Genomic DNA, 25,422 nt, shown 5'->3' with positions numbered 1-25,422 from the left:
CGAGGCGGGAAACTACAGTTTCCAAGGCAAGAAACGCCAGTTCCCAAGGCGGGAAACGAGAGTATCTAAGGCAGGAAACTGAAGTTTCCATATAGAGTTATTATAACTCTCCCGTAAGGATAACTAGAACTTCCCATAGCTTTGCATAAAGAAATCAAGGACTTTTCTGTAAGCACTCATTGTATGGCTCTTGTTTATCCTATCAGTCAGTTTTACCTTTGCACAGAACTTAAAATTTTATTCTTATGGACTCTACTGATTGTTTTTTAGAGATTCTTTCTGCTTATCAGTCATCCGACAGTGGTTGCCAAGTCTCTCTTTTGGAGTATTGCCATCGTTTTGGCGTTGATTATTATAAATTCCTTGGCTGGTATCGTCATTACAAGTGTCAATTAACTAACCCCACTTCCCCTTCCGGTATGCAGCTGACTCCTATTCATGTGAACGGTTCCCCCTCCGGTCATTCACGTTGTACATTATCTCCCAAATCTGTCAAATCGGACAACTTTGAGATTGTTTCGTTTCGTCTAAAACTGGGCAACGGAGTTGAGATCCGAAAATGTAACACTAATCTTGAGAGCATAACAGCTCTGCTTCAAAACCTGGGAACATTATGTTAGGGCTGAATCCCAGCATGCGCTTCTACCTGTGCGAAGGTCCGGTAGATATGCGAAAAGGTATTTTCACCCTTGCCGAACTGGTACGCAAGATTATGGGCAAAGAGCCCTCCACAGGGGACATTTTCATCTTTTTGAGTAAGGACCGGCGGAACATCAAAATCCTTCATCATGATACAGGGGGATACGTGCTTTATTGGAAGAAGCTGGACAAAGACCGTTTCCTCCTGCCTGTTTTCTGCAAGGCCAGTCATCGTTATGAAATCGGTTGGGAGAAACTCGTGGTTCTGCTCCAGGGTACTGTCCGCAAAGAATTACTCGTAGGGTAGTACGAGGTTACAGAAGAATCGATTGTATGCGGTTATATATCTGACTATCAATATATTAATATATTAAAAGTCTTGCATAAGTCAGTTCTTTTTTGTATATTTGCGACATGGAAGACAAGGAAACGATCAACATATTAATCGCCCAGCTACTGTCAAAGGATGATGAGATCCTGCGGCTTCGAAACCTGCTTGACGACTTGCAGCGTGAACAGCAGTCGGGTAATATGCAGATCCTGTCTAAACTTGACAGGGCACTTGAGGAACTGAAAAGCATGAGACATGACAACAAGGCGCTTTCCAACCGTCTTTCTCGGACCCTTGAGGCCAAGTCAGCCGCAGAAGAGAAAATACAGGAGCTTTCCAGTGCCCTTGAAGCGCTCGAGAATACCCGTGCTGATGAGCTTTATGAGATTGCCAGACAGAAACGGCAGTTATACGGGCGTAAATCCGAGAAGAAATCTTCCTTGTCCGCAACGAAGCAAAAAGACCTCAAAGAGGATAAGGATGATTTTGACGGCTCCGCTCCTTCGGCTCCGGTTGAAGACTTGGAGCAGAAAGCTGCGGAATCAGCCTCTTCTGAGGCCGCTCCCCGGCCTGAATCCCCTTCCTGCCGTAAGGATTATGGCAAGCAGTCCACCGGTGCGGAGAATGTGGTGGTACATTACTGTGATGAATCGGATATCCCTTCGGGTGCACGCAAGATAGGCATACGTGAATGGATTCAATACTCGATTCAACATCAAGTGGTCAAACATGTATTCAAACTTGTACGGCTGGTGGATACACAGGGAAACATCTCAAACTATTATCAGCCTACAGACAAAAATGATACCCGCAGACCGTTTGAGAACGTCCTTGAAGGATATCCTGTGGATTTTGAACTGATGGCCCGCATTTTGGTTGACAAATACCAGTACGGTTTGTCTCTTGAACGGGTCGTAGACCGTCTCAAGGATGCCGGTGCACGTTTCAACACCTCTACCGTTTTGGCCTGGATAAAGAGGCACATGAAGGAGTTGTGCAAGCTTGAGGAACCTTTCCGGCAGTTGCTTCTCACACCCGGAAGCATGCTGTTCAGTGATGAGACTACCGAACAAGTCAGAGTGTACAATCAGCAGAAGGGTAAGTATGAATACCGTAAACAATACATTTGGGGAATAAAGAATCCCGACCGGAAAATAGCTTATTATCTGTATGACAACGGCAGCCGTAGCATGAAGGTCGCCCAAAAGTTCTTCGCAGGCTTCCGGGGAAGTGTCACCACCGACGGCTACAATGTCTATAAAATGTTTGAACGGGAAGATTCCTCAATAACACGGTACGGATGTATGGCACACGTCAGGCGAAAGTTTGTCGATGCATTACAGACCGACCATCGGTCTGCAGATATATCAACCTGATATCAAACCTATACTGGGTGGAGGCGGATTGCAGAATTAATCTTCTCTCCGAAGATGAACGCAGGATGGAACGTCAGAAGAGGGCAATTCCTATATTGGCAGAAATATGGCAGATGATAAAACCCGTTTTTGATCAAACACGCGGGGATACAGCCAACCTTTTTCTAAAAGCGGTCAGATATGCTGTCAATGAATGGGAAGCAGTATCACACTATGTGCAAAATGGAAAGGCGGAAATTGATAATAATACGGCCGAGAGGATGATGAAGCCCATTTGTATGGGAAGAAAGAATTATCTGTTTTGCGGATCGGAACTAGGGGCAAAGAATGCTTCTATGTTATACTCAATTATTGAAACATGTAAGATGAATGGATTAAGGCCGGTGAAATATATAGCGGAAATTTTAACTAAATTAACGGCAGGAGAAACAAATTACATGTCACTATTACCTATCAACAATAATAAAGAATACTAATTATTGGATAAAGAGATGCTATATACTCCACTACAGAGTATAGAAAAAGGGACAGCCATACAATGAGTGCTTACGACTTTTCTTTAGTTATATTATACGTTGCAGATACTTTATCTGCAACGTATCTGCAACAGGTATCTGCAACGCTCCAACTGCCTATTTACTAATACATTACAAGCGTTTTGTTGCAGGTGGCAGATACTTTGATGTTTTTTAAACTTTATGGGAGAAGATTATACTCATTCTTACTACTATGAAAACAAATCATTTAACGCCTCGCTCATACTAGGATGAGTAAAAATGAAGTCACGCAGGAAAGTATAATCCTGACCTGTCTTCATTGCAACAGCAACTATATTGATTACTTCGCTGGAATCAGGCGCAAACAGCATACAGCCCAATATTTTTCCCGTATTCTTATCAATGACAGCTTTCAACAGGCCGTCCGTTTCTCCCAATGTTTTCGCTCTTGGTATCGCCATAACGGGCAATTTCTTGATAATAATATCCAAATTCTGCTTACGAGCCTCTTCTTCATTCAATCCGATACGTGCTAATGGAGGATCAATAAAAACAGAGTAGCTAACCGGATTGCGACCATTCGTTGTCCGTTCTTTATCGCCAAACAGATCCTCCCGGATAATCCGGTAATCATCCAATGAAATATAAGTGAACTGCAAACCACCTTTCACATCACCAACGGCACGTATATTCGGTTGGGTTGTTTTCAGGTATTCATCCACAATGATAGCTCCGCGTGCATCCGTCTCCACTCCGGCAACTTCCAAATTCAGATCTTTCGTGTTCGGCCGGCGTCCTGTAGCCAGCAATACAGCATCAGCTTCAAGTTCCACCACCTCGCCAGTTTGTGAATCAGAAAAAACAACAAGTGCTCCATCTTCGATATGTTTCACAGATTGAACCTTTGCATTCATTCGAAAAACAATGCCTTTTTTCTCTAATGTTTCTTTTACACTTGCAGCAATATCCCGGTCTTCACGCACAATCAGTTCAGGATAACTCTCGAGTACGGTCACCTGTGAACCAAACGAAGCATACATAGACGCAAACTCCAAACCGATGTAACCGCCACCGACAATAACCAGTTGGCGGGGAAGCTCTGTCAATTCCATGATTGAGGTACTTGTATAAACCAACGGATTACCCGCAACTCCATCAATGGGAGGAATAACTGTTTCTGCTCCCGTATTGATAATAATTTGCTTCGATGTCAGCATTATTTCTTCAGTAGATGTACGGACAGAAACCACATCGGAAGAGACAAAAGAGCCCACACCTGTATAGACTGTCACATTGGGATTATCTGCCAGATTATGGTAATTCTTATTTCTCAATGCACTTGTCACAGCTTCTTTCACAGAAATGGCATTGCGATAGAACTCACTCCTTTCTTCAAATGTAGCGTCTTTCATACCGGAAGCAATTTTAGCCTGATGAACCAATGTCTTGGTCGGAATACAGCCAATATTAATACACGTTCCTCCATACATTTTATCCGAACGTTCAACAATGGCAACTTTTCGCCCACGCTTTGCAAACTCTGCCGCAAGAGTCTTCCCTCCCTTGCCAAAACCGATAATAATAACGTCAAATGCATTCATATCCATATAGTTTTAATTGGTTCAAAATTTACTTGTTAAGTTCATAACTAATGATGTTGCAAAGTTCACTGTTTTTAAAGTAATGAACAATAACTATTTTACCGGATAAGTTAGCAATTATTCCCATATAGAATAAAAGTAACAAATAATCAAAATCGCCGGAGCAGATCAGTGACCTGCCCGGCGATTTCCCTATTGAATCGATTCCCACTTACTATCTATCAACGGTTGGGATGAATATCCAGTTTGACTGGTTTTATCATATTTTCAGGTTCCAGAATGGTATCCAAATCTTTCTTGGAAAGGATATTATGTTCCAAAACAAGTTCATACACTCCCTTTCCTGTTTCCAATGCTTCTTTAGCTATCTTGGTAGAATTTTTATAACCAATCACCGGATTCAGGGCTGTCACTACGCCAATGCTGTTGTGCACATCTCTCCGGCATTTTTCTTCATTGGCTGTTATGCCATCAATGCATAACGTACGCAAGGTATCAAAGCCATTCATCAACAAGTCGGCAGACTCGAAACAGCATTGCGCCATCACCGGTTCCATTGCATTCAGCTCCATTTGAGCGGCTTCGCCACTCATAGCCACACAAAGATCATTTCCTATCACCTTATAAGCCACCTGATTCATCACTTCAGGAATCACCGGGTTCACTTTTCCCGGCATGATGGATGAGCCCGGTTGCATAGCCGGCAGATTAATTTCGCCCAATCCGCAACGCGGACCGGAAGCCAGCAACCGCAAGTCATTGCATATCTTATTCATTTTGACAGCTATACGCCTCATCGCTCCCGAATAACCTACCATGCAGGAAGTGTCCGAAGTGGCCCCCACCAAATCATCGGCTAGTTTTATATCCAGTCCCGTAATCTTGCGCAAAGCGGCAATACACTTCTCCGCATATTCCGGTTCGGCGGTGATTCCGGTTCCGATGGCTGTGGCTCCCATGTTGACTGTCAGAAAGTCCTGCGCGGCAAAATCAAGATTCTTCACTTCATGTTCAAGAATACTCGCAAACCCGTTGAAGGTCTGTCCGAGAGTCATTGGTACGGCATCTTCCAGTTGGGTACGTCCCATTTTGATGATATGCGCAAACTCATTTCCTTTCTTCCGGAAAGCCTCTATCAACACCTCGAAATGCTTAACTAATTTCAAATGAGTGTAATAGAGTCCAATGTGGATGGCGGTGGGATAAGCATCGTTGGTAGATTGCGAGCGGTTGACATGATCGTTAGGCGAACAGTATTGATACTCTCCGCGCTGATGCCCCATCAATTCCAATGCCCGGTTGGCAACCACTTCATTGATATTCATGTTCGTGGTAGTACCCGCTCCTCCCTGAATCATATCTACGGGGAACTGTTCGTGATGCTTTCCTTCAAGTATTTCTTTACAAGCTCTCAAGATAGCATCCGTTTGTTCTTCGGTTAATAAGTCCAGTTCGCGGTTGGCAACGGCGGCTCCCATCTTTGTGATAGCCAATGCCTGGATAAACAATGGGTACTCATTTAAATGAAACTTACTGATGCGAAAGTTTTCGATACCGCGGAGCGTCTGTACTCCGTACAGTGCACTTTCCGGCACTTCACGACTACCTATCAGGTCACTCTCCGTACGAGTTTTTTTTGATAAATTCTGTTCCATATCGGTTGTTTTATAATAATAACTGTTTCGTTAGTTCTTATAATAACCAATGAGTTTAGTTATTGTTTTAATAAATATGCAAAAACTATTCAAAGACTTTTTTGTTGTTAATACAAGAAAAAGAAAATACAAAGAGAGAAATCACGTATCTTTGTTGGGAACTTAAAACAGCATTCTATGATATTACAATTAGCATTTGTTCTGACAGCTATTATTATTGGCGCACGCTTGGGAGGTATCGGCCTCGGCGTGATGGGAGGAGTTGGGTTGGCTATACTTACGTTCGTTTTTGGTTTACAACCCACCGCGCCTCCTATCGACGTAATGTTAATGATTGCCGCAGTGATTTCGGCTGCTTCCTGTATGCAAGCGGCCGGCGGACTGGACTATATGGTGAAACTGGCAGAACATTTGCTTCGTAAGAATCCTTCACACGTCACCTTGCTTAGTCCGCTGGTGACTTACCTGTTTACTTTTGTAGCCGGAACGGGACACGTCGCCTATTCTGTGTTGCCGGTCATCGCGGAGGTTGCCACCGAAACAAAAATCCGTCCGGAACGTCCGCTAGGTATTGCTGTCATTGCTTCCCAACAGGCCATTACAGCCAGTCCGATTTCCGCGGCTACCGTAGCACTTCTCGGACTCTTAGCCGGATTCGATATTACCCTGTTCGACATTCTCAAAATTACGATTCCCGCTACCATTGTCGGCGTGTTGGTCGGTGCTTTATTCTCTATGAAAGTCGGTAAAGAGCTGGTGGAAGACCCCGAATATCAGAAACGTCTGAAAGAAGGATTATTCAACAATAAAAAGATAGAGATTAAAGATGTGAAGAACAAACGTTCCGCTATGATTTCCGTCCTTATCTTTATATTGGCAACTGCATTTATCGTACTCTTCGGTTCTTTTGAAGGAATGCGCCCCAGTTTCCTGATCGACGGGGAAATAGTTACATTGGGAATGTCTTCCATCATCGAAATCGTGATGTTATCGGCTGCCGCCATCATCCTGTTAGTAACCAAGACTGACGGAATCAAAGCAACGCAAGGTTCCGTATTTCCGGCAGGTATGCAGGCAGTGATTGCCATCTTCGGTATTGCCTGGATGGGAGATACCTTCCTTCAGGGAAATATGGGACAGCTGACTCTTTCTATTGAAGGAATCGTGCAACAAATGCCGTGGCTGTTTGGTGTCGCACTGTTTGTGATGTCTATTCTATTATACAGCCAGGCTGCCACAGTTCGGGCACTCGTGCCTCTGGGCATTGCGTTGGGGATTTCGCCTTATATGCTGATCGCCCTATTCCCGGCAGTAAACGGATATTTCTTTATTCCGAATTACCCCACCGTAGTGGCCGCTATTAATTTCGACCGTACCGGGACAACAAAAATCGGCAAATATGTGTTGAATCATTCGTTTATGATGCCCGGCTTGGTATCGACGATTGTTGCCATTGCCCTAGGACTGCTCTTTATACAAATATTTTAATATACATATATTATTAACCTAAACATCATTCAGTTATGAAACAATTCAAAAGCTTTGGACTGGTAGTAGTCACACTACTATTTTCTGTAACAATGGCATTTGCCGCAAAACCGAACATTCATATCCTTGCCACCGGAGGAACGATTGCAGGCACAGGAAGTTCAGCTACCGGAACCAGCTACACAGCAGGACAAGTTGCCATCGGCGCACTACTCGATGCCGTGCCCGAAATTAAGGACATCGCCAACGTGACCGGAGAACAGATTGTCAAAATCGGTTCGCAGGACATGAACGACCAAGTTTGGCTGACGCTTGCCAAGAAAATAAACGAACTATTGAAACGCCCGGACATCGACGGCATCGTGATTACTCACGGAACCGATACGATGGAAGAAACTGCCTACTTCTTGAACCTGACCGTTAAAAGTGACAAACCGGTGGTACTGGTAGGTGCCATGCGTCCGTCTACTGCTCTAAGTGCCGACGGCCCGTTGAATCTTTATAACGCCGTAGTTACCGCCGCCGCAAAAGAATCCAAAGACAAAGGAGTACTGGTTGCCATGAACGGACTGATCCTTGGAGCACAGAGTACGGTTAAAATGAACACGGTCGACGTGCAAACTTTCCAAGCTCCCAACTCCGGCGCGCTAGGGTATGTGTTGAACGGAAAAGTATTCTATAATCAAGTGACGCTAAAAAAACATACCACCCAATCCGTTTTCGATGTTACTCATCTCAACGCACTTCCTAAAGTAGGTATCGTATACAGCTATTCGAACATTGAAGCAGATATGGTCACTCCGATGCTCAACAACGGCTACAAAGGCATTATCCATGCAGGAGTAGGAAATGGAAATATCCATCAGAATATCTTCCCGGTACTGACAGACGCCCGTCAGAAAGGAATCCTTGTGGTTCGTTCTTCCCGTGTCCCGACAGGTCCTACCACGTTGGATGCAGAAGTAGACGACGCCAAATATCAGTTTGTGGCTTCACAAGAACTGAATCCGCAGAAATCACGCGTTTTGTTAATGCTTGCACTAACCAAAACAACTGACTGGAAACAAATTCAGCAATATTTTAACGAATACTAAAAGCCTGACCTACTTATGAAAAAATGGATATTTATGTTGCTCCTCGCGGGCAGCATACAGGGAGTATATGCTCAAAAAACGGAGAAGAAGGATAAATTCAACCCGAACACTCCCCTGTTTGAAGAACTGACAGACGTGAAAAAGAAGACAGATAAGTTCAATCTTTATCTGAATATGCAAGGAAGCTTTGACGCTCATTTCCAAAATGGTTTTCAGGAAGGTGACTTCAATATGCACCAGCTCCGTATCGAAGCCAAAGGAAATATCAACAACTGGCTTTCTTACCGCTATCGCCAGCGCCTCAACCGCTCGAACGATGCAAACGGCATGATTGACAATCTGCTACTTCCATCGACTATGCCGGAATTGGTATCAAACTGAATGACCAGTTCAGCCTCTTCGCAGGAAAGCAATGTGCCGCATACGGTGGTATCGAGTTCGACCTCAACCCGATCGACATCTATCAGTACAGCGATATGATCGACTATATGAGTAACTTTATGACCGGACTGAATGTAGGTTATAACATTACTCCCGAACAGCAACTTAACCTGCAAATACTGAACAGCCGCAACAGTTCGTTCGACAGCACTTACGGAATCACGGAAGATGCCGAAGGAAATCTTCCCGATCTGAAATCCGGCAAAATGCCACTGGTTTATACTTTGAACTGGAATGGTAATTTCAATAACGTATTCAAGACCCGTTGGTCGGCTTCTGTCATGAACGAGGCCAAAAGTCACAATATGTATTATTATGCTTTAGGTAACGAATTGAATCTCGGCAAATGGAATGCTTTTGTCGATTTCATGTATTCAAAAGAGGACATTGACCGCAAAGGTATTATTACCAGTATCGTAGGCCGTCCGGGCGGGCATAACGCTTTTGATGCTAACTATCTTTCGGTTGTTGCCAAATGTAATTACCGCTTTCTTCCGAAATGGAATGTTTTTGTGAAGGGTATGTACGAGACGGCTTCCGTAGGCAAGGCGTCCGAGGGAATAGAGAAGGGAAATTACCGTACTTCCTGGGGATATCTGGGCGGTATCGAATATTACCCGATGGAAACCAATCTGCACTTCTTTGTTACCTACGTGGGACGTTCGTATGATTTCACTTCCCGCGCCAAGGTGCTGGGACAGGAGAATTATAGTACTAACCGTATTTCTGTAGGATTTATCTGGCAGATGCCTGTATTCTAATTCTAAAGCAAGAAACCGGGCTGACAATAAAAAAATACCCGATAGCTTCTTACAACAGTTATCGGGTATTCTTATATGTTCGGTCTTTTTAAATCAGAACCCAGGTATCTGCTCCGGCCCATTCAGGCATATGCACAGCATCCCCACTGGGGAAAGACAGTCTATTCAACTGCTTCACGGAAGCACAGATAAGCCGTCTCATCAATTCTGGCAAGAGAGACTGACATTCTTTTGTGTCAGCCCATTGCTTCAAATGTGTTGATGTGATGAATTCCATAGATTACCTATATTGAGACTAGATATTGATGAACAAATATACAACTTCTTTTTGACCCAATACACAAAACATTGAAAAGATGTCGCAAATTTTTCTCAACATACTCGACAAAAGAGATTGGAACAACAGCGTTGACCAAATTCAAAAACTCACCGAAAGCCCCATAAAATCAACTAGGGAATATCCGTTTACGCTTTCATGGTCTCACTATTTGATATTAATGCGCATTGAATCTGATGAAGAACGCAGATTTTACGAAATTGAGTCTCAGAAACAAAATTGGAGTGTACGTCAATTGCAGCGGCAATATAATTCAAGCCTGTATGAGCGTTTGGCTCTCAGCAAAGACAAAGATTCAGTCTTGCGTTTAGCACAAGAGGGGCAAACGATCAATAAACCAGATGACATCATAAAGAATCCTTTAACGCTTTTTAGTAATCATTGTTCTATAATATATACAAAGAACTATGGACAATTTGTAATGTTCTAAATTATATCGAACTCACGTTAGTTTAGATGCGGGAGATTCAAAAACGCTGCAAATTCGAGGGGCGAAAGTGACTGGTTTATGTGCAATTACGATTTTCCCGGAGTCAAGAATATAAAACGAATGGATAAAAAATATTACTACGGTATACTTCTTGCATTTTTAAACTTCATCTACCCTCCCATCATTTTTCCCATCATGAAAAGACTTGTTATTTATAATCTTTTGGCAACATTCCGAACTTCTCTTTAAAACATTTTGCAAAATGGGAAGAAGAAGCAAAGCCTAACCGTTCTGCTGCCTCAGCTATGCGAACACCATTTGCAATTAATTCAGCTGCTTTGTTTAAGCGGAAGTTCTTCACATAGTTATTAGGAGGCATACCAAACAAACCTTTCATCTTCCGGTAAAGATTAGAATGACTCATATTCATTTGATCTGCCAATATATCAATTGAATAATTTTCATTAATAACCTGCTCCGATAAAATTGCATTGATCTTGTCTATAAATTCTACATCTTTTTGAGAAATAGCAAAATCCGAAAGTGAAGAAGATGAACCAATTGTGATGTCCGTCATCTGTTTATGAAACGCCAATCGCAGTTTTAATAAATTCTCGATCTGTTTATAGAGCTGCTTAACAGAAAACGGTTTCTCAAGATATACATCAGCACCACTTTCAAGTCCTTCCACTTTAGATTCCAATGTCGTTTTTGCAGTCAGCAAAATAACAGGAATATGAGAATAAGCCATATCGGATTTTACATGATTACAAAGTTCAAGTCCATCCATTTCAGGCATCATAACATCACTGACAATAACATCCACACTCTGGCGTGTGAGTATTTCCAATGCTTCTTTTCCATTACCGGCACGTATCACCCTAAACCAAGTACTTAAAGCTTCCCGAGTTAGATTTAACAATTCAAGATTATCCTCCACCAATAAAACAGTGAATCTCCTATTAGCAAATTCAGAAACAGAAGTCACCTCTTCTCCAACATCTACAGCATCCGTTTCAGTCAATTCATCAGATACATCTTCTGTTTCTACAGTTCCCAATGGTAAAGATAATACAAATGAAGCACCGCCCTCGGAACTATTTTCCAGAAACAAACTTCCATGATGGGCTTCTGCCAAAGACCTTGCAAATGCCAAACCAATCCCAGTACCCTTAGATGATGCCACAGGATCATCAGGCAATTGATAAAAAGCTTGAAATATTTTATCGCGTTGGTCCTCCGGAATACCGGGACCATCATCAGTGACCTCTATCCTCACCTCGTCATCTACTGATAATACCTTCAATTCAATTCTGGATTTCGCATATTTCATCGCATTCCCTATCAAATTTACCAGAATCTTACTCATCTTTTCCGAATCAATCATCATGTTAATCTCTTCATGAGGCAAACAAAGATGTAATGTCAGTCCTCTCAACTCCGCAGAACCGCAGAATTGATTAAAAATATCACTGACCAATGCATTAACATTGCATTTCTTCAAATTCAACTGCAAAGCACTACTTTCCAACTTCTGAAAATCAAGTAACTGATTGATGATTCCCAATAGATAATCTACATTCTTTTCTATTACAGAAATATACTTATTCTCTTTCCCTTTGATTTCCTCTTCTCTCAATTTCTCCAACGGCAAACGAATCAAACTTAGCGGAGTTCGTATTTCATGTACCAAATTAATAAAGAAATTGATTTTCGATTTATACATTTCTTTTTCTTTGGTAGTCTGATACTCCTCCATCCGACGTTTATACTTACGCCTGACATACAAATTCCAACGCCAACCAAGAAATACGATAGCAGCAAGTAACAACAATGCATATACCACATAAGCAATAGTAGTCCGCCACCAGGGAGGAGTAACCACAATCCATAAAGAAATTGCCTTTTCAGTCCAATAATGGTCATTATTTGAACCACGAACCAAAAACTCATATTCTCCCGGAGGAAGGTTGGTATAGGAAGCTGTATTATTAGAAGAGTTGTTAATCCATTCCTTATCTACTCCGTTCAAGATATACGCATAACGATTTCTAAGAGGATCTTCATAGCTAAGTATCGCAAAACGAATTGTAAAACTGTTATTCTCATAAGGTAATTTTATTTTATCAACAGTATAAAAAGGCTTATCCAACCGGAGCAACCGCCTCACTTCCCGCTCATTATTCAAATTAGGGAAACTGATATTTATAACATAAACAGGAGGAAGATAGGTGTTATCTGTAAATTCTTTCGGTTCAAAAACATTAAATCCGTTCACTCCTCCAAAATACATCTTTCCAGTCGATGAAGCTAATGAAGATTGCGCTGTGAACTGATTCCCCTGCAAACCGTCATTTATAGTAAAAAGACAGTTCTTATTCTTATCTGCAGGATTAAACTGATATAACCCGGAATTACAGGAAATCCAAAAGTTGCCGGCCAGATCCTGCTCTATCGAATAAATAACCTTATCCGGTAACCATATATTTTCCGGATCAAAATCAACAAAAGTTTCTGTTTCTTTGGAAAAAGAGCATAATCCTCCACCATTGGTCCCAAACCACATCGTACCTTTCCTATCTTCAAATAATGTTATCACGGAGTTACTCGTAATAGTAGTCAGGTCCTCCCGGATATGTTCAAAATGTTTCCACTCTTCACCAACTGTATTATAACAGAAAACGCCGCGATTTGAAGTCGCAATCCAAAGATTATTGTACATATCCTCATAGATGTCAGTTACAGAAGCCATAGCACCGACATTTATCACAGTTATAAAATTATCCGATTGTGGATTATAACGACATAATCCCCAGCTTGTTCCGACAAAGATTTCTCCTTTACGATCTTTAAAAAGGCTTAATACATCATTACTGCAAAGTGTATTCGGAATATCACGGGAATAAGTATAACTTTTAATATTCCCTGTCTTCAGATTTAACACATGCAATCCTTCAGCATAAGTTCCTACCCAAAGATTATCGCCCTCCAACAACAAACTACGTATATCGTATTTTATATTTGATTTCTTCAAAAAATACTCATGAAAAGAATGAGTTTGTGAATTGAAAAACCACAATCCATTCCGGGTTCCCACCCAAACATTCTTCTCCCGATCTTCACAGAAAGGTCCTATCTCCTTATCTGCTTTTTCCATCCCCGTCAAAGACAGAGAATAAGTAGAAAAACGCTTCGACTGTTTAGACATGTAATTTATTCCACCGGAATTAGTCATTACCCAAAGTGTACCTTCATTATCCCGCATCATCGCGTGTACAGTCGGATCGCTCAAAGCCCATAAACCAAACGGAGAGTCTCCCCTACGAAATGTCTTACGCTCACGGTCAAATAAATAAATGCCATTGTCTGTACCAACCAGCATTTCTTTCCCGTTATAGTCCATCAGACAAAGAATAGAACTGAAACTCTCTGCAGACGTATTATATATTTTTAATTCCTGACTTCCTTCCTGATAGCACCCTAACGAATTCGTCCCCACACCGCACCAAATTTCATGATCAATACTATGGAGACAGTTAATCCTCTGATTGCCAATATTCAATTCGAATGAAACCGGATAACTTTGCAGAAAAGTTCCTTGTTCATCAAAGCACAATAATCCCTCCTGCATAGAAGAGACATAGACAAGAGAATCCGTACCTTGGCAAATATCCCAGGCAAAAAAAGTCCGGATACTATTTTGAGTCAGAACGTCTTTTACCGGATCATAAATAAAGATGCCTTGTCCCAAAGTAGCTATCCAAATCAAACCATTTTTAGTTTTTACGATTTTCTTGACTTCGCAACTAATGAATACTCCATATTTAGTTGTCTTATCAAAATACAAGAAATGATCGTCAGAGCGATCATAAATGTATAGCCCGGAACTTGTTCCTATCCAAAGGTCTTCACCCTCTTCCATCAAAGAACCGACAAAGTTGTTCCCTAAAGAATATTTGTCATTTAGAACATTCCGATAAATTTTATTTCCGCTACCATAATAGCAGTTCAACCCATTACTCGTACCTATCCATAAAAAGCCATAACTATCTTGAATTGCACACCAAGTTGTGTTATGAGACAATCCGTTTTCTACTTGATATTTCTTAAAAGAAAACTCTGCAGATGCCATTAATGGCTCAATACAAAAAATAATAAGACTGATAAATGCTATTATTGCTTTTTTCATATTATATACCCATGTCGATTCAGCGAGTCAAATATAGCTATTTTAGTAACCCAAGCCAAATCTCAAAATTATTTTCACTTGGAGAATAGATAAAAACAACACAGATAACGTCTATTGATCTCATCGACGTTATCTGTGTGCCAAACAATACATTTACCTCATTGTCTTCAGACGATTAATCATGCAATCCCTTTTTTCTCAAATAATCCAGCATGAATCCCGGACGATCAGTCTGGAGAATCCGTGCCCCTAGCTCTTCAATCAGATATCCATAGTTTCCATCCGGATCTTTTAAAGCCTGATCGTCTTCATGTCCTCCCGCAAGAGAAGCCCACAACGTATTGTACCAAATCCGACTCTTTCCCAGAATAATCGATTTCACTTTTCGAGGCAAAGGACTGGAAGAATCCGAATAAACCAATTCGAAGGCAGCAGGATGCAGCTGTGTCATATAGTCCCTGACCTTCTTTTCGCCATCCTTTCCGTCAAGTCCTATCACCGGTATGTAAATCACTTTATCCAGATAATCTCCAAACTCACTTTTGACAGTTTCCACCGGCTGGCCTCCTTTCATTATCACCAAACTGGCAGTTCCGGTTTTCTCGAGCACAGCGTATACCTCGTCAAACACAGAATACGCCTTATCCAAGTTAAACATAATCTGACCTTTGCCTGCCAACAATGCCTCTTCCAATGTTGGAACAATATGTTCTGTCAGATTTCCATCCTTATCTTTCAGTTTCAACTTCTTGATTTCTGCCAATGTATAATCCTTAATCAATCCTTTACCATTGGTTGTCCGGTCTACACGGTCATCGTGCATCAATATTAATTGTCCGTCTTTAGTCTTGTGAATATCAATCTCCACAATATCCACTCCCATTTGTATGGCACTATCAATTGCCGCTACGGAATTTTCCGGTGCACTCCGCCAGTTCCCCCGATGTGCCACGACTAACACCTGATCGGACTTCGGATCTAAAAATGCCTTACGGATCGTTTCTCCCCGTTGTGCAAACAATATAAGAGGTTGCAAACAGCAAAATATCCCGAACCATATCAGTTTATAGTTTTTCATTGTCATCCGTTTAAATAAATTATATCATTATTTCTGATAAGCTCCCGGCCACATCGCATTTTTATCACGCGGATTACCCAATTGGTCAGTGGAAAATGCATCCACCTCTTCCAACCATTTTCCAAACTCCTCACCTAAATTCTGGAAAGGACAACTATCCGGTTTAAAGCCAGTTGTGATCGCATTCTTAACAGCATCAGCAGTAGTCCGAGTGAACTCATTCACATTTCCGTCCCAAGTATAGACAGAACGATTAGCATCCCATACGACATTTAAAGAGCTAATCATACTATTGTACTTATCAAACTCTGACGTTGTAAACTTGTTGGTTGATACTGGTATGATCGTACCTCCCACCAGATTATACCCTTTGGATGTCAAATGACGCTCATCGCTACCGGACATTTCAATAACCGGCTTGTCTGCATTTTTATTCAGGATAATATTATTCATCAAGAATGATTGCCGGGCCGGCCAAGATTCACAACGGATAACAGCTCCACTATTTTGAGCACCATCCTCGATTATGGTAGAGTTTACAATCAGCATACTTCCCGCACCATTGATAGTCCCATCTCTACCACTATTATTGGTAACAGTTGTATTATTCATACATAAATGACCGTTTGACATTTGAATAGCATAACCGAACTGTCCGCCTTCATTGCCTGTAATGGAGCAATTATTCATAAAAAGAATACTCCCACTGTCATTGACGCGAATTGCGCCTCCACGCGAAGATGCCTTGTTGTTTCTCAACTGCACATGATTTAGTTTGGCTGTCCCCTTATACATGAATATACCGGAACCACCAGCCTCACCTGAACCATTTACTCCCGCATTATAGCACTTTTCAATGATACAATGATTCAACTGTAATGTTGCATTGCCACTGCTACCATTCGCAATCAGGAATCCACCACTATAGCCATTTATTTTCTCATTGGGATGATAACCGCAAGAGAACGTACAACCTTCAAATGTAATATCTATCTGGTTTCCTAATGTAAACAAGGAATAATCACCCGCATCCGCAATGCCGTTATTATTTGCATCTCCTGTGAAAGTAGTCAGATACCGGACAGGATCACGCTTGCTTAAATCCTTCCGGGTACTTTGAGGATCATATCCACCCACAACCTTTATTTCGACTTGTTTGCTATATCCGCTATACTCTATTTTCAGACCGGCTTCCTGATCTGCTATCAAATAGGTACCGCCTGCCACATAGATATTCTTACCATCCAATTTCTTAGCATTCGCAGTCGTGATCGCACTGTTAGTGTTAGTTCTCAATAGATTGCGTAACCCGTCTACTCCCATTGCATTATCCCAATCCATACCGGTAGCATTCCCTGTAGCATGCTCTTTCACATAATAAGCGTCCAATTGCAATTCCGTTGCATCTCCCCCATTGATTGTACCAGTCTCCCATGGAGTGACAATCGGTTCACTCAATCTAATGACCGAACCTTCTACTTTCAAAGTAAATTCATAACAAAATCCGGCCTTTATTGCAGGAATGCCCGGCAATACCAGATCTTCCCCCTTGTAATTTAAAGAAACGAAAGTACTATTAGGATTTGCAGTTCCCGGAGCTACGATCGCCGTATATTTACATCCGCTTTGTCCGGCTTTCCCTCCTTCAGGAATGGTAACATACGGTGAAACAAGTGCAGTTCCCGATGAAACATTTCCGTCCGTATATCCCTGATAGGAACCGATTTTAACTCCTAGAGCTTTACTTTGTGAGTCTATATCGTCCAATGTCATGATAACTTTCGCCATTCTCCGGTTCATATTCAGATGAAGGACACCTGATCCCTCATTTATAGCATCTTCTACTGTGCAAGTCATGTAGTCTGCGCTCGCCAGATTTTCCAAACTCTGCTGATTAATAGGAAGAGAGAAGTTGGCTACGCTTGTTCCTTCAGTCACCGGATAAAAGGCAGAATAAGTAACAGGTTCATTTCCCCACCTAAGATAATAGTTATCCGTAGGAGCCCATTGCCCTTCGGACAACATATAAGTCACACTACCATCCTCGCAACTCAACAGAATCTGGTCTCCATTATTAAATTGCATTTGCTGTTCATTTGTTCCTGTAGGATTACTACGGGTATATGCAGCATCAATAACAGCATTGATCTTGATTGCACCGGAGTCTTCATTGAACACGGCTATCTCTTTATCCGTATCACAAGCTGCCATACCCGTTAATATACATGCAGTCAATATATGTTTAGTAATTTTCATAACTCATCTCCTCCTTTTTATTTCTGATCGATAATCTGACCGGTTGCCCGATATTTCATTTGCATGGTAGCCAACCGTGCCGTTTCATTTACATTCAATGTCAGCGTATGCTCTACTCCCTTTTGCAACTCAATGGGCTCTTCGGCAGTCCATATATACAATTTTCCGTCATAACTGAAATTGACAGAAAAGCCTTCTATTATTGTTTGCGGGAGAAGAATGCATTCATACCCATCCGTACCCTTATAGGGGGCGATAGTTGTAGCTACAGCATCTTCCCGTGGAATGACTACCGGTTCCGGCACTGACAAATCACAAATACCACCCACTATTGTACCATTTACAGCCATATCGCCCAGTTTACTGATCGCCGCATCTTCCATACCATTATTTACCGTCACTTTTATAATCAGCTTGCTCATGGCATGATCCAAAGTAACTTTCAATCTACCATCTGCGGTGAGATCCTGTTTCGGATCAACCATTGATTTAGTCAACAGGAAATCAGAAGCAATCACATTTTCCTCGGTAGTTTGGTTGCTTTGTATGTTGATAGCTAACGGAGTATCTAAACCAGCTTCCGAAATGTAAGGAGCATACGCTATTACTGTTACCGGAGTTCTTGCATTATCCCAAAGCATTTGTTGCCCGTCCACCGTATTCCAGTCATTATCAGATTTTACCATTTGCGAATTATAATCATAAGCAATGTTTTCACTGTTATGAATGATCAGTCCGAAACTCTCCAGATTACTTGCATCATATCCGGCACGCGACACAGGAGCCTTCACTTCTGTTACAACACGGATTATATGATCTTCGGGAAAGTTAACGGTCGGCAGTGTTCCGTCTTCAATGCTTGAACATCCTGTCAGACTGATGATCAAAGCGGTCATTATATAAAATTTGTTTTTCATATCACAATTACTTTTTAAAGATTCAGTTGGACAATACAGCATCATAAGCTCCCATTTGCATCTTATCAGGATTGCGTGTCACGCCACGCTGATCCAATCCGAAAGCATCTTCACCAATCCATTCCACAAAGACTTCACCTAAATTAACCACAGGAGAAGCAGCAGGATTGAAACTTTTCACAGCATTAACCACAGCTTGTTTGGTAGCATAGCCAGTCACCTGTCCGATCTGATTAATATCCCACTTATAAACACCCTCTTCTGCCAGGTTACCATTCACAAGGGTAGGATAAGCTGTATCAAGAATATTCATCGTAAAATTATTAACTCGCTGATATAAGTTATACCCCATTGAATAAGCTTCTTTATTTGCTCCATTCAAAATGAAGCTCGGAGCAGTAGAATTCTCGGAAATCAACAGGTTATTAATAAACTTAGTATCACCATCAATAGAGGTTTCACATCGGAAGGCGCCATACTCCTGATCAATATCATGCCCTACAATCGTACTATTAGCGAGCATGAAACTACCTCCCCCGTTTAAAGCAGCACCTTTTCCCGAATTTCCGACAATGGTTGTATTATTCATACAAATATGTCCCGATGATACCTGAATACCGACTCCAAAAAGTTCTCTTACTGAATTGCCTGTTATCAGGCAATTATTCATAAACACAACAGCCTTATCGCTGTTACACCGTATTGCTCCGCCACGGCTATCCGCCGCATTATCCAGAAACTTCACATTGTTAAGTTTCGAGCTCCCGGAAGCAATAAGAATAGCTGTACCTCCCGCTATTCCCCCTTGCCCGTTGACAGCTTCCGTTTTACAATCCCTGATGATACAATCCGTTAATTCGACAGAAGTACTATTGGCATTACCATTGATATAAATTCCGCTACCACACTCGTTAGACTTGGCATCATTATTAGAGAGGTACCCATATTGAAAAGTAACTCCTTCAATCTCAATAATCCCCCCTTTCACCAACAATAATCCGCAATCACCGGAATCAGCCTGATTATTACCGTTTACATCTCCGCTGATCACTGTCTTATAAGTATCAATAGAACGCTTCGTCAGATCCATCCCTTCGCTCAACAAACTATATCCTCCTTTGATCGCTTTAATGTCTTTGCGGATAATCACCCCGAGTCCTCCGGTCTCGGACATCACATATTTTCCCTGGCTCATGTAAATAGTACTCTTGGACAGATCGATAGATCCACTCAATAATTTGCGAAAACCAGCTACATCCATTGCCTGATCCCATGAAGTACCATCCATGTCCCCTTCACCGAATTGAGTTACAAAATAACTTTCCAGTCCTTTTTGCAAGACAACTTCTTCATCCAGATCATCATCATAATCAGTAATCATCGGAGGATCAACCATCTCATAATCTTCCTGACACGCCTGGCTCACTAAAATAGTGAAGGCCAAAAGCCCAATCTTTGATATTGTGAGCAACTTATTTTTCATTTTTCTTCATTTTAAACTTGTACACTAAATTGAAATAATTACAGTTCACCGCTTAACGGGCAATATCCGGATAACCGGGATTCTGTTTCAGATATTCATTCTGCTCCAATTGGGTCTGTGAAAACGGGAACAATTCATAATGAGTATCTGCATCCCGTTTCTTGTCCCACCATGCATCCTGAAATCTTCCGAAGCGGATCAAATCCGTACGACGACGGCTCTCCGCAAGAAATTCCCGCCCCCATTCATCAAGCATTTCTTTTAGATCAAGTACCACGTTACCTTCCGGCTGATAAGCGATATCTGCAGTAAAGTTTTCATAGTTGCGTTTACGCACGCTGTTCAACAGCTTGCCGGCCTCGCCTGCCTGTCCGAGACGAAGAAGGCATTCCGCCTGCGAATAAATAATCTCCGCCAAACGGATTTCCGTATAATCCGACTCTATAAAATATCCTCCATCAAACGGATAGAAAGGATACTTCACACAGTAAAGCCCCGAGTTGAAATCTCCGTTTCCCAGTTTAGACTCCTGATAATTCGGGTTGGCAATATAACCGGATTCTGCGTTACCTTCAAAACGTCCCACTTGATCAAGTAGGTAAAGGACATATTGATTATCCGGATTCTTGGCATATCCCCCACTAATACTGGAATTAGCTATTTTCCCTTCCATGAAGAACATACCTTCCCGTGTATTATTACTCGTATTTACATATTGTTTATAACGTTTATCGCCCGCATACTTGGCGAATTTCTGCGTAACCATGCCCAATTCATAATCAAACAATGCACGTGGTTGCTGGTTATTATAACTTGGCGAAAGTGCATATTTGGGATTTCGGCTGCCATCTCCTTCAATTTTCAGGTATTTCTCACAACCATAAGGAAGGGCCCGCCCGTAAACTGTTTTCTTATCATTTTTCAGATGCCAGCTAGTCAGTCCATAAGAACCGGGAAAACCGAGGATTACTTCATTACACATTTCATTATTCCAGTCAAAAGGTTCGTACCAGTTATCAGCGATTGCATAATAGCCGAATTCTCCTCCGGTAATACGCTCACACATATCAATACATTCCTGCCATTTAGGCTGTCCAATCCACTTTTCCGCATTTAAATAAAGACGTACCAGCAATGCAGCAGCCCCCGCTTTAGTAAATTGTCCTTGTTGACCGCCATTACCAGATTGTCCGATTTTGGAAGGTAAAGCTACCAGACAGACATCTCTCAACTCACTTTCGATAAAATCAAACATAACCTGTGGAGATACCTGCTTCCGGTTTTCCGGCTGTTCATTGACCGCTTGGTCAGAAGTCGTAGTTAAGATACAATTACGGTAACTATTAAGCAGGCGAAGATAACAGTAAGCTCTCATACAACGTAGTTGCGCTTTAAAACTATCAAACTCACTGTCACTTAAATTAAATTTAGAAGGATTCAATTGAGACAAATCATCCAACACCAGATTGCATTGACCGATACCGCCATACATGCCTTCCCACTCGTTTGTCCAGTCTTCCTGATTAATGTCATCGTATTGATGATAATGATATTTTTCCCATTTACCGCCATCATACCACCAAGTTCCCCGAGTAGGCGTTATCAACTGATCCCCTGTCAGTTCTTCGTGTTCATGACGTCTGACAATGGATTCATAGATATGCTCAAACGGACGAAAAACGGCGTTGATAACATCCTGTTTGGTATTATAATAGTTTTGAGACATGACCTGATCATACACCGTTTCCGACAGATCTGTACAGGATGGCAAACTAATGACTGTACCTGCCATTATCCCTAATCCAATGATATATTTTGTTATTTTCATAATCGTCTTTTATTAGAAACTTACTTGTAATCCTAAAATAAACTGAAAAGCAGACGGATAATAGTTATATCCTCCTCCGAAAGTACCCGGTGTCAGTCCGTTCACTTCGTAGGTAGAAGGATCTACACCGGTAAACTTCGTAAACGTATAAAGATTGTTGGCCGTACCGAACAAACGTATCTTTTCAATATATTTCTTATTCAGGTTCATGGTATATCCTAAAGTGACGTTGTCTATCTTCAGATAATCACCCGGTTCAATGAAGTAGTCGGTAATCACATTCTTACCTGTCGTGATATGTGCATTCTTCGAATAAGCGGTCGTCAACTGGTTGGTAGTCATGCTCTGCAATCCGAAATAGAAATCATGCACGTTGAATATGTCAAACCCGGCAGCACCACGGAGGGCAACAGACAAATCAAAGTTCTTATAAGTGAAGTTATGCGTCATAGAGCCGGTGAATTTCGGCAAACCGTTTCCGGTCACAGACTTATCCTCTTCCGTACCTTGGGCTACAGGAATCACATTCCCCTTTTTATCATAAATCAGCCAGTCACCTTTTTTATCCACTCCTGCATAACGATATGTAAAGTAGTTACCAATACGTTCCCCCTCTTCAATCCGCTGCAAATATCCCGGATTATTCGGATTCGCCATGCTACAGGTAGAGTAATATTTTTGTCCTTTATATATATCGTTGGAAAAACTGACAAACTTATTGTTATTAGTAGCCCCCACTAATGTGAAACTATAAGTGAAATCCTTTGTCCGGACAGCATTTACTGTAACATCAAGTTCGAAACCGGTATTACGCAATGTACCTACATTGGTATAGATGGTGGAGAACAAGTTAGGTGGTACCGGTACAGAATAATCTCCGAGCAAATCACTTTGTTTACGATGGAAATAGTTAAATGAACCGGTCACTTTGTGTGAGAAGAGTGAGAAGTCCAAACCCACATTCTGATTATGTCCTTTCTCCCAGCGCAATTCCGAGTTCGTATTTTTGCTCGGTCCCCATACATGAAAACGGTTACCATTGTATTGATACCAACCGAAAGCCCGGTAAGTAGCCAGAGAATTATAATTTCCTATTTCCTGATTACCTGTCACCCCATAGTCATAACGTACTTTCAAGTCATCAATCCATGAAAGTCCTTTCATAAACTTCTCATCCGAGATACGCCAACCGACAGATACAGCCGGGAAATTGCCCCATTTATGATTCTCGCCAAAGCGGGAAGACCCTTCGTGGCGTAAAGAAAAAGTAAACAGGTAGCGCTCTTTCCAATCATAATTAACACGTCCGAAGAAGCTGATTAACTTATGGTCATTCTTATAGGAGCCCATCATTGTTTTTCCATCTTTTGCCGCTTCCAGCCCGGAACCCAGATTATTATACGTCAATCCATCCGAAGAGAAATTCCAGTTTTCAGCAGACATTCCGGAATTTACACCATAATTATAGCTATACCCCACCATTGCACGGATCTGATGATTCTTGATACGTGTAGAGAAATTTGTTACCCATTCCAGATTGTTAGTCGTACTTTTGTCGAAGTCACGGCTGGCTTTTCCGGTGACACCATCATTTACGTTAGAACCATAAGTAGACGGTGTAAACCATCCGTTAAATTTATCAACTTGATATTGAGAAATAGTGACCTGCGACTTCAATACCATGTCCGGATTCTTCGGATTAAACAGAGGCAGCAGATTAACGGCAGCCGTAGCATTCCATTCCAGCAACTTAATTTCCGTACCATTCTCTTCTTCATTCAATTGCTCTACGATATTAGAACCTTCCGTTCCACTGGGAAAACGATAGTACCCATTAGCCGATTCCGAATCATAAATAGGCATTGTCGGATTGTTTTTAATAGCATTGCTATATACATTGGCTGATTTGTTCCGGTCGATAACACGAGGAGTTATATTAGCAGAAAACGTGAATAGCCCGTCTTTGGTTGTATGGTTAATATTGGCACGTGCTCCATATTCATGACGGTCGGAACGCAAATCAATACCACGGGCATTACGATAGTCGGCGGTCACCCGATAGTTGGTTCTCGCATTACCGCCGGAAAATGTCAATGTATGCATGTGAGTCACCCCCAATTGAGTAACGGCATCAAACCAGTCTGAATCAGCTCCCATATCGGAAAGCGGATTAGACACTGTGCGATAAGCACGGTATTCTTCCGCATTCATGATGTCGAGTTCTTTTTTAGCTTTATTAAAAGTAACGGAAGTACTATAGGTTGTATGAACCTGTCCATCTTTGGTCCCTTTCTTTAGATTAATCAGGATAACCCCGTTACTACCCCGCGTACCATAGATCGCAGAAGCAGCACCGTCTTTCAATACATCAATCGATTCAATATCGGCAGGGTTAATATTCGTCATATCACCTCCCGGCACTCCGTCTACCACAATTAACGGTCCTAAACCTGCATTACGGGAAGAGACACCACGAATCTGAATACTTCCTTGATTGTTCGGATCGGCCAGAGCTGTGTTAGAAACCGAAACGCTGGAAACTTTCCCCTGCAAAAGCATGGAGGCATCGAGCTGGATATCTGATTCAGATCTTTCGCACCTATATGCGAAATAGCCGAAGTCATTTCTTTCCGTTTCATCGTACCGTAACCCACCACTACCACTTCATTCAAAGCGGTCGATTCTTCTTTCAATACGATCTTCAATAACTGGCCGTTTTTAACAGCCACTTCTTGTGTTTCATAACCGATATAAGACACTTTCAGGTGTCCATTCTTAGGTACGTTCACCAGAAATTTACCGTCTATATCTGTAATAGTACCCTGCTTCGATTCTACGACTACTACGGAAGCGCCAATAACTGGTTCGCCCTTTTCGTCCGTCACCGTACCTGACACCTTACTTTCCTGCTGAACTTCCAAAGAAGCTCCCTTTACCTGTATACCGGAAAACAGTATCAGCAGTATACCTAACAGACAGGTACACGTTTTGAAATGAATATTCTTCATAAATAAATGATTT

Annotated in this window: 14 protein-coding genes and 4 pseudogenes; 8 read left to right on the top strand and 10 right to left on the bottom strand. The window is 41.8% G+C overall.

Going from position 1 to position 25,422, the window contains the following annotated elements; translation table 11 throughout:
- Positions 1 to 245: 245 nt before the first annotated feature.
- From DXA05_RS15910 to DXA05_RS28420, 4 genes and pseudogenes are all read left to right on the top strand, one after another.
- On the top strand, positions 246 to 620 hold the full coding sequence (locus DXA05_RS15910) for a hypothetical protein (protein ID WP_008641868.1): 375 nt from the start codon (positions 246 to 248) through the stop codon (positions 618 to 620).
- Positions 614 to 946: an IS66 family insertion sequence element accessory protein TnpB gene (tnpB, locus tag DXA05_RS15905; RefSeq protein WP_004316244.1), complete on the top strand. Its 333-nt coding sequence runs from the start codon at positions 614 to 616 to the stop codon at positions 944 to 946. Before DXA05_RS15910 ends, tnpB begins: the two co-directional genes overlap by 7 nt.
- Positions 947 to 1,053: 107 nt before the next feature.
- A pseudogene (locus tag DXA05_RS15900) lies at positions 1,054 to 2,612 on the top strand (transposase); the annotation flags it as partial.
- Positions 2,607 to 2,822, top strand: a complete 216-nt coding sequence (locus DXA05_RS28420; RefSeq protein WP_008997651.1) for a transposase domain-containing protein — start codon at positions 2,607 to 2,609, stop codon at positions 2,820 to 2,822. The pseudogene DXA05_RS15900 and the gene DXA05_RS28420, both read left to right, overlap by 6 nt.
- Positions 2,823 to 3,073: 251 nt before the next feature.
- Here the strand turns inward: DXA05_RS28420 and DXA05_RS15895 are convergent, their stop codons facing one another.
- Positions 3,074 to 4,444 (bottom strand): FAD-dependent oxidoreductase, encoded by a 1,371-nt coding sequence (locus DXA05_RS15895; protein WP_087322734.1) that lies wholly within the window; start codon positions 4,442 to 4,444, stop codon positions 3,074 to 3,076.
- Positions 4,445 to 4,665: 221 nt separating this feature from the next.
- Positions 4,666 to 6,099 (bottom strand): aspartate ammonia-lyase, encoded by a 1,434-nt coding sequence (locus DXA05_RS15890; protein WP_008645722.1) that lies wholly within the window; start codon positions 6,097 to 6,099, stop codon positions 4,666 to 4,668.
- Between the two features lie 177 nt (positions 6,100 to 6,276).
- Here DXA05_RS15890 and DXA05_RS15885 point away from each other — a divergent pair, with 177 nt between their 5' ends.
- The 3 genes and pseudogenes from DXA05_RS15885 to DXA05_RS15875 all read left to right on the top strand — a co-directional run bounded on the left by DXA05_RS15885 (position 6,277) and on the right by DXA05_RS15875 (position 9,883).
- On the top strand, positions 6,277 to 7,587 hold the full coding sequence (locus DXA05_RS15885; protein ID WP_004313440.1) for an anaerobic C4-dicarboxylate transporter: 1,311 nt from the start codon (positions 6,277 to 6,279) through the stop codon (positions 7,585 to 7,587).
- A gap of 35 nt (positions 7,588 to 7,622) precedes the next feature.
- Entirely contained in the window at positions 7,623 to 8,681 is a 1,059-nt protein-coding gene (ansB, locus tag DXA05_RS15880) for an L-asparaginase 2 (protein ID WP_008023076.1), read from the top strand.
- A 15-nt stretch (positions 8,682 to 8,696) separates the two neighbouring features.
- A pseudogene (locus DXA05_RS15875) lies at positions 8,697 to 9,883 on the top strand (porin).
- 88 nt (positions 9,884 to 9,971) lie between these two features.
- Here DXA05_RS15875 and DXA05_RS15870 read toward each other — a convergent pair.
- Positions 9,972 to 10,160 (bottom strand): hypothetical protein, encoded by a 189-nt coding sequence (locus tag DXA05_RS15870; RefSeq protein ID WP_008645720.1) that lies wholly within the window; start codon positions 10,158 to 10,160, stop codon positions 9,972 to 9,974.
- A gap of 79 nt (positions 10,161 to 10,239) precedes the next feature.
- Here DXA05_RS15870 and DXA05_RS15865 point away from each other — a divergent pair.
- A pseudogene (locus tag DXA05_RS15865) lies at positions 10,240 to 10,590 on the top strand (DUF1016 N-terminal domain-containing protein); the annotation flags it as partial.
- A 268-nt stretch (positions 10,591 to 10,858) separates the two neighbouring features.
- Here DXA05_RS15865 and DXA05_RS15860 read toward each other — a convergent pair.
- The 7 genes and pseudogenes from DXA05_RS15860 to DXA05_RS15830 all read right to left on the bottom strand — a co-directional run bounded on the left by DXA05_RS15860 (position 10,859) and on the right by DXA05_RS15830 (position 25,409).
- Complete coding sequence (locus tag DXA05_RS15860) at positions 10,859 to 14,839, bottom strand: two-component regulator propeller domain-containing protein (protein ID WP_004313437.1); 3,981 nt, start codon at positions 14,837 to 14,839, stop codon at positions 10,859 to 10,861.
- A gap of 175 nt (positions 14,840 to 15,014) precedes the next feature.
- The gene (locus tag DXA05_RS15855) at positions 15,015 to 15,917 is read right to left on the bottom strand and encodes a glycerophosphodiester phosphodiesterase family protein (RefSeq protein WP_117683470.1); all 903 of its coding nucleotides are present in this window, start codon (positions 15,915 to 15,917) and stop codon (positions 15,015 to 15,017) included.
- A gap of 27 nt (positions 15,918 to 15,944) precedes the next feature.
- The gene (locus DXA05_RS15850) at positions 15,945 to 18,173 is read right to left on the bottom strand and encodes a fimbrillin family protein (RefSeq protein ID WP_117683435.1); all 2,229 of its coding nucleotides are present in this window, start codon (positions 18,171 to 18,173) and stop codon (positions 15,945 to 15,947) included.
- Between the two features lie 17 nt (positions 18,174 to 18,190).
- On the bottom strand, positions 18,191 to 19,090 hold the full coding sequence (locus DXA05_RS15845; RefSeq protein ID WP_008770594.1) for a fimbrillin family protein: 900 nt from the start codon (positions 19,088 to 19,090) through the stop codon (positions 18,191 to 18,193).
- Positions 19,091 to 19,112: 22 nt separating this feature from the next.
- A complete protein-coding gene (locus DXA05_RS15840) occupies positions 19,113 to 20,573 on the bottom strand; it encodes a right-handed parallel beta-helix repeat-containing protein (protein WP_128859371.1) in 1,461 nt (486 codons plus the stop codon).
- 52 nt (positions 20,574 to 20,625) lie between these two features.
- Positions 20,626 to 22,401: a RagB/SusD family nutrient uptake outer membrane protein gene (locus tag DXA05_RS15835; RefSeq protein WP_128859370.1), complete on the bottom strand. Its 1,776-nt coding sequence runs from the start codon at positions 22,399 to 22,401 to the stop codon at positions 20,626 to 20,628.
- Between the two features lie 12 nt (positions 22,402 to 22,413).
- Positions 22,414 to 25,409, bottom strand: a pseudogene (locus DXA05_RS15830) (SusC/RagA family TonB-linked outer membrane protein).
- Positions 25,410 to 25,422: the final 13 nt, after the last annotated feature.

Source organism: Bacteroides sp. AM54-2NS (genome assembly GCF_003602935.1).
Taxonomy (GTDB): Bacteria; Bacteroidota; Bacteroidia; order Bacteroidales; family Bacteroidaceae; genus Bacteroides; species Bacteroides xylanisolvens.
This window is presented reverse-complemented; position numbering and strand designations above follow the sequence as displayed.

Excerpts from the sequence above, each read along its gene's own strand:
- DXA05_RS15870 (WP_008645720.1), bottom strand. The coding sequence starts at position 10,160 with ATGGAATTCATCACATCAACACATTTGAAGCAATGGGCTGACACAAAA.
- DXA05_RS15895 (WP_087322734.1), bottom strand. The coding sequence starts at position 4,444 with ATGAATGCATTTGACGTTATTATTATCGGTTTTGGCAAGGGAGGGAAG.
- DXA05_RS15860 (WP_004313437.1), bottom strand. The coding sequence starts at position 14,839 with ATGAAAAAAGCAATAATAGCATTTATCAGTCTTATTATTTTTTGTATT.
- DXA05_RS15885 (WP_004313440.1), top strand. The coding sequence starts at position 6,277 with ATGATATTACAATTAGCATTTGTTCTGACAGCTATTATTATTGGCGCA.
- DXA05_RS15855 (WP_117683470.1), bottom strand. The coding sequence starts at position 15,917 with ATGAAAAACTATAAACTGATATGGTTCGGGATATTTTGCTGTTTGCAA.
- tnpB (WP_004316244.1), top strand. The coding sequence starts at position 614 with ATGTTAGGGCTGAATCCCAGCATGCGCTTCTACCTGTGCGAAGGTCCG.
- DXA05_RS15890 (WP_008645722.1), bottom strand. The coding sequence starts at position 6,099 with ATGGAACAGAATTTATCAAAAAAAACTCGTACGGAGAGTGACCTGATA.
- DXA05_RS15845 (WP_008770594.1), bottom strand. The coding sequence starts at position 19,090 with ATGAAAAACAAATTTTATATAATGACCGCTTTGATCATCAGTCTGACA.
- DXA05_RS15835 (WP_128859370.1), bottom strand. The coding sequence starts at position 22,401 with ATGAAAATAACAAAATATATCATTGGATTAGGGATAATGGCAGGTACA.
- ansB (WP_008023076.1), top strand. The coding sequence starts at position 7,623 with ATGAAACAATTCAAAAGCTTTGGACTGGTAGTAGTCACACTACTATTT.
- DXA05_RS15840 (WP_128859371.1), bottom strand. The coding sequence starts at position 20,573 with ATGAAAAATAAGTTGCTCACAATATCAAAGATTGGGCTTTTGGCCTTC.
- DXA05_RS15850 (WP_117683435.1), bottom strand. The coding sequence starts at position 18,173 with ATGAAAATTACTAAACATATATTGACTGCATGTATATTAACGGGTATG.
- DXA05_RS15910 (WP_008641868.1), top strand. The coding sequence starts at position 246 with ATGGACTCTACTGATTGTTTTTTAGAGATTCTTTCTGCTTATCAGTCA.
- DXA05_RS28420 (WP_008997651.1), top strand. The coding sequence starts at position 2,607 with ATGATGAAGCCCATTTGTATGGGAAGAAAGAATTATCTGTTTTGCGGA.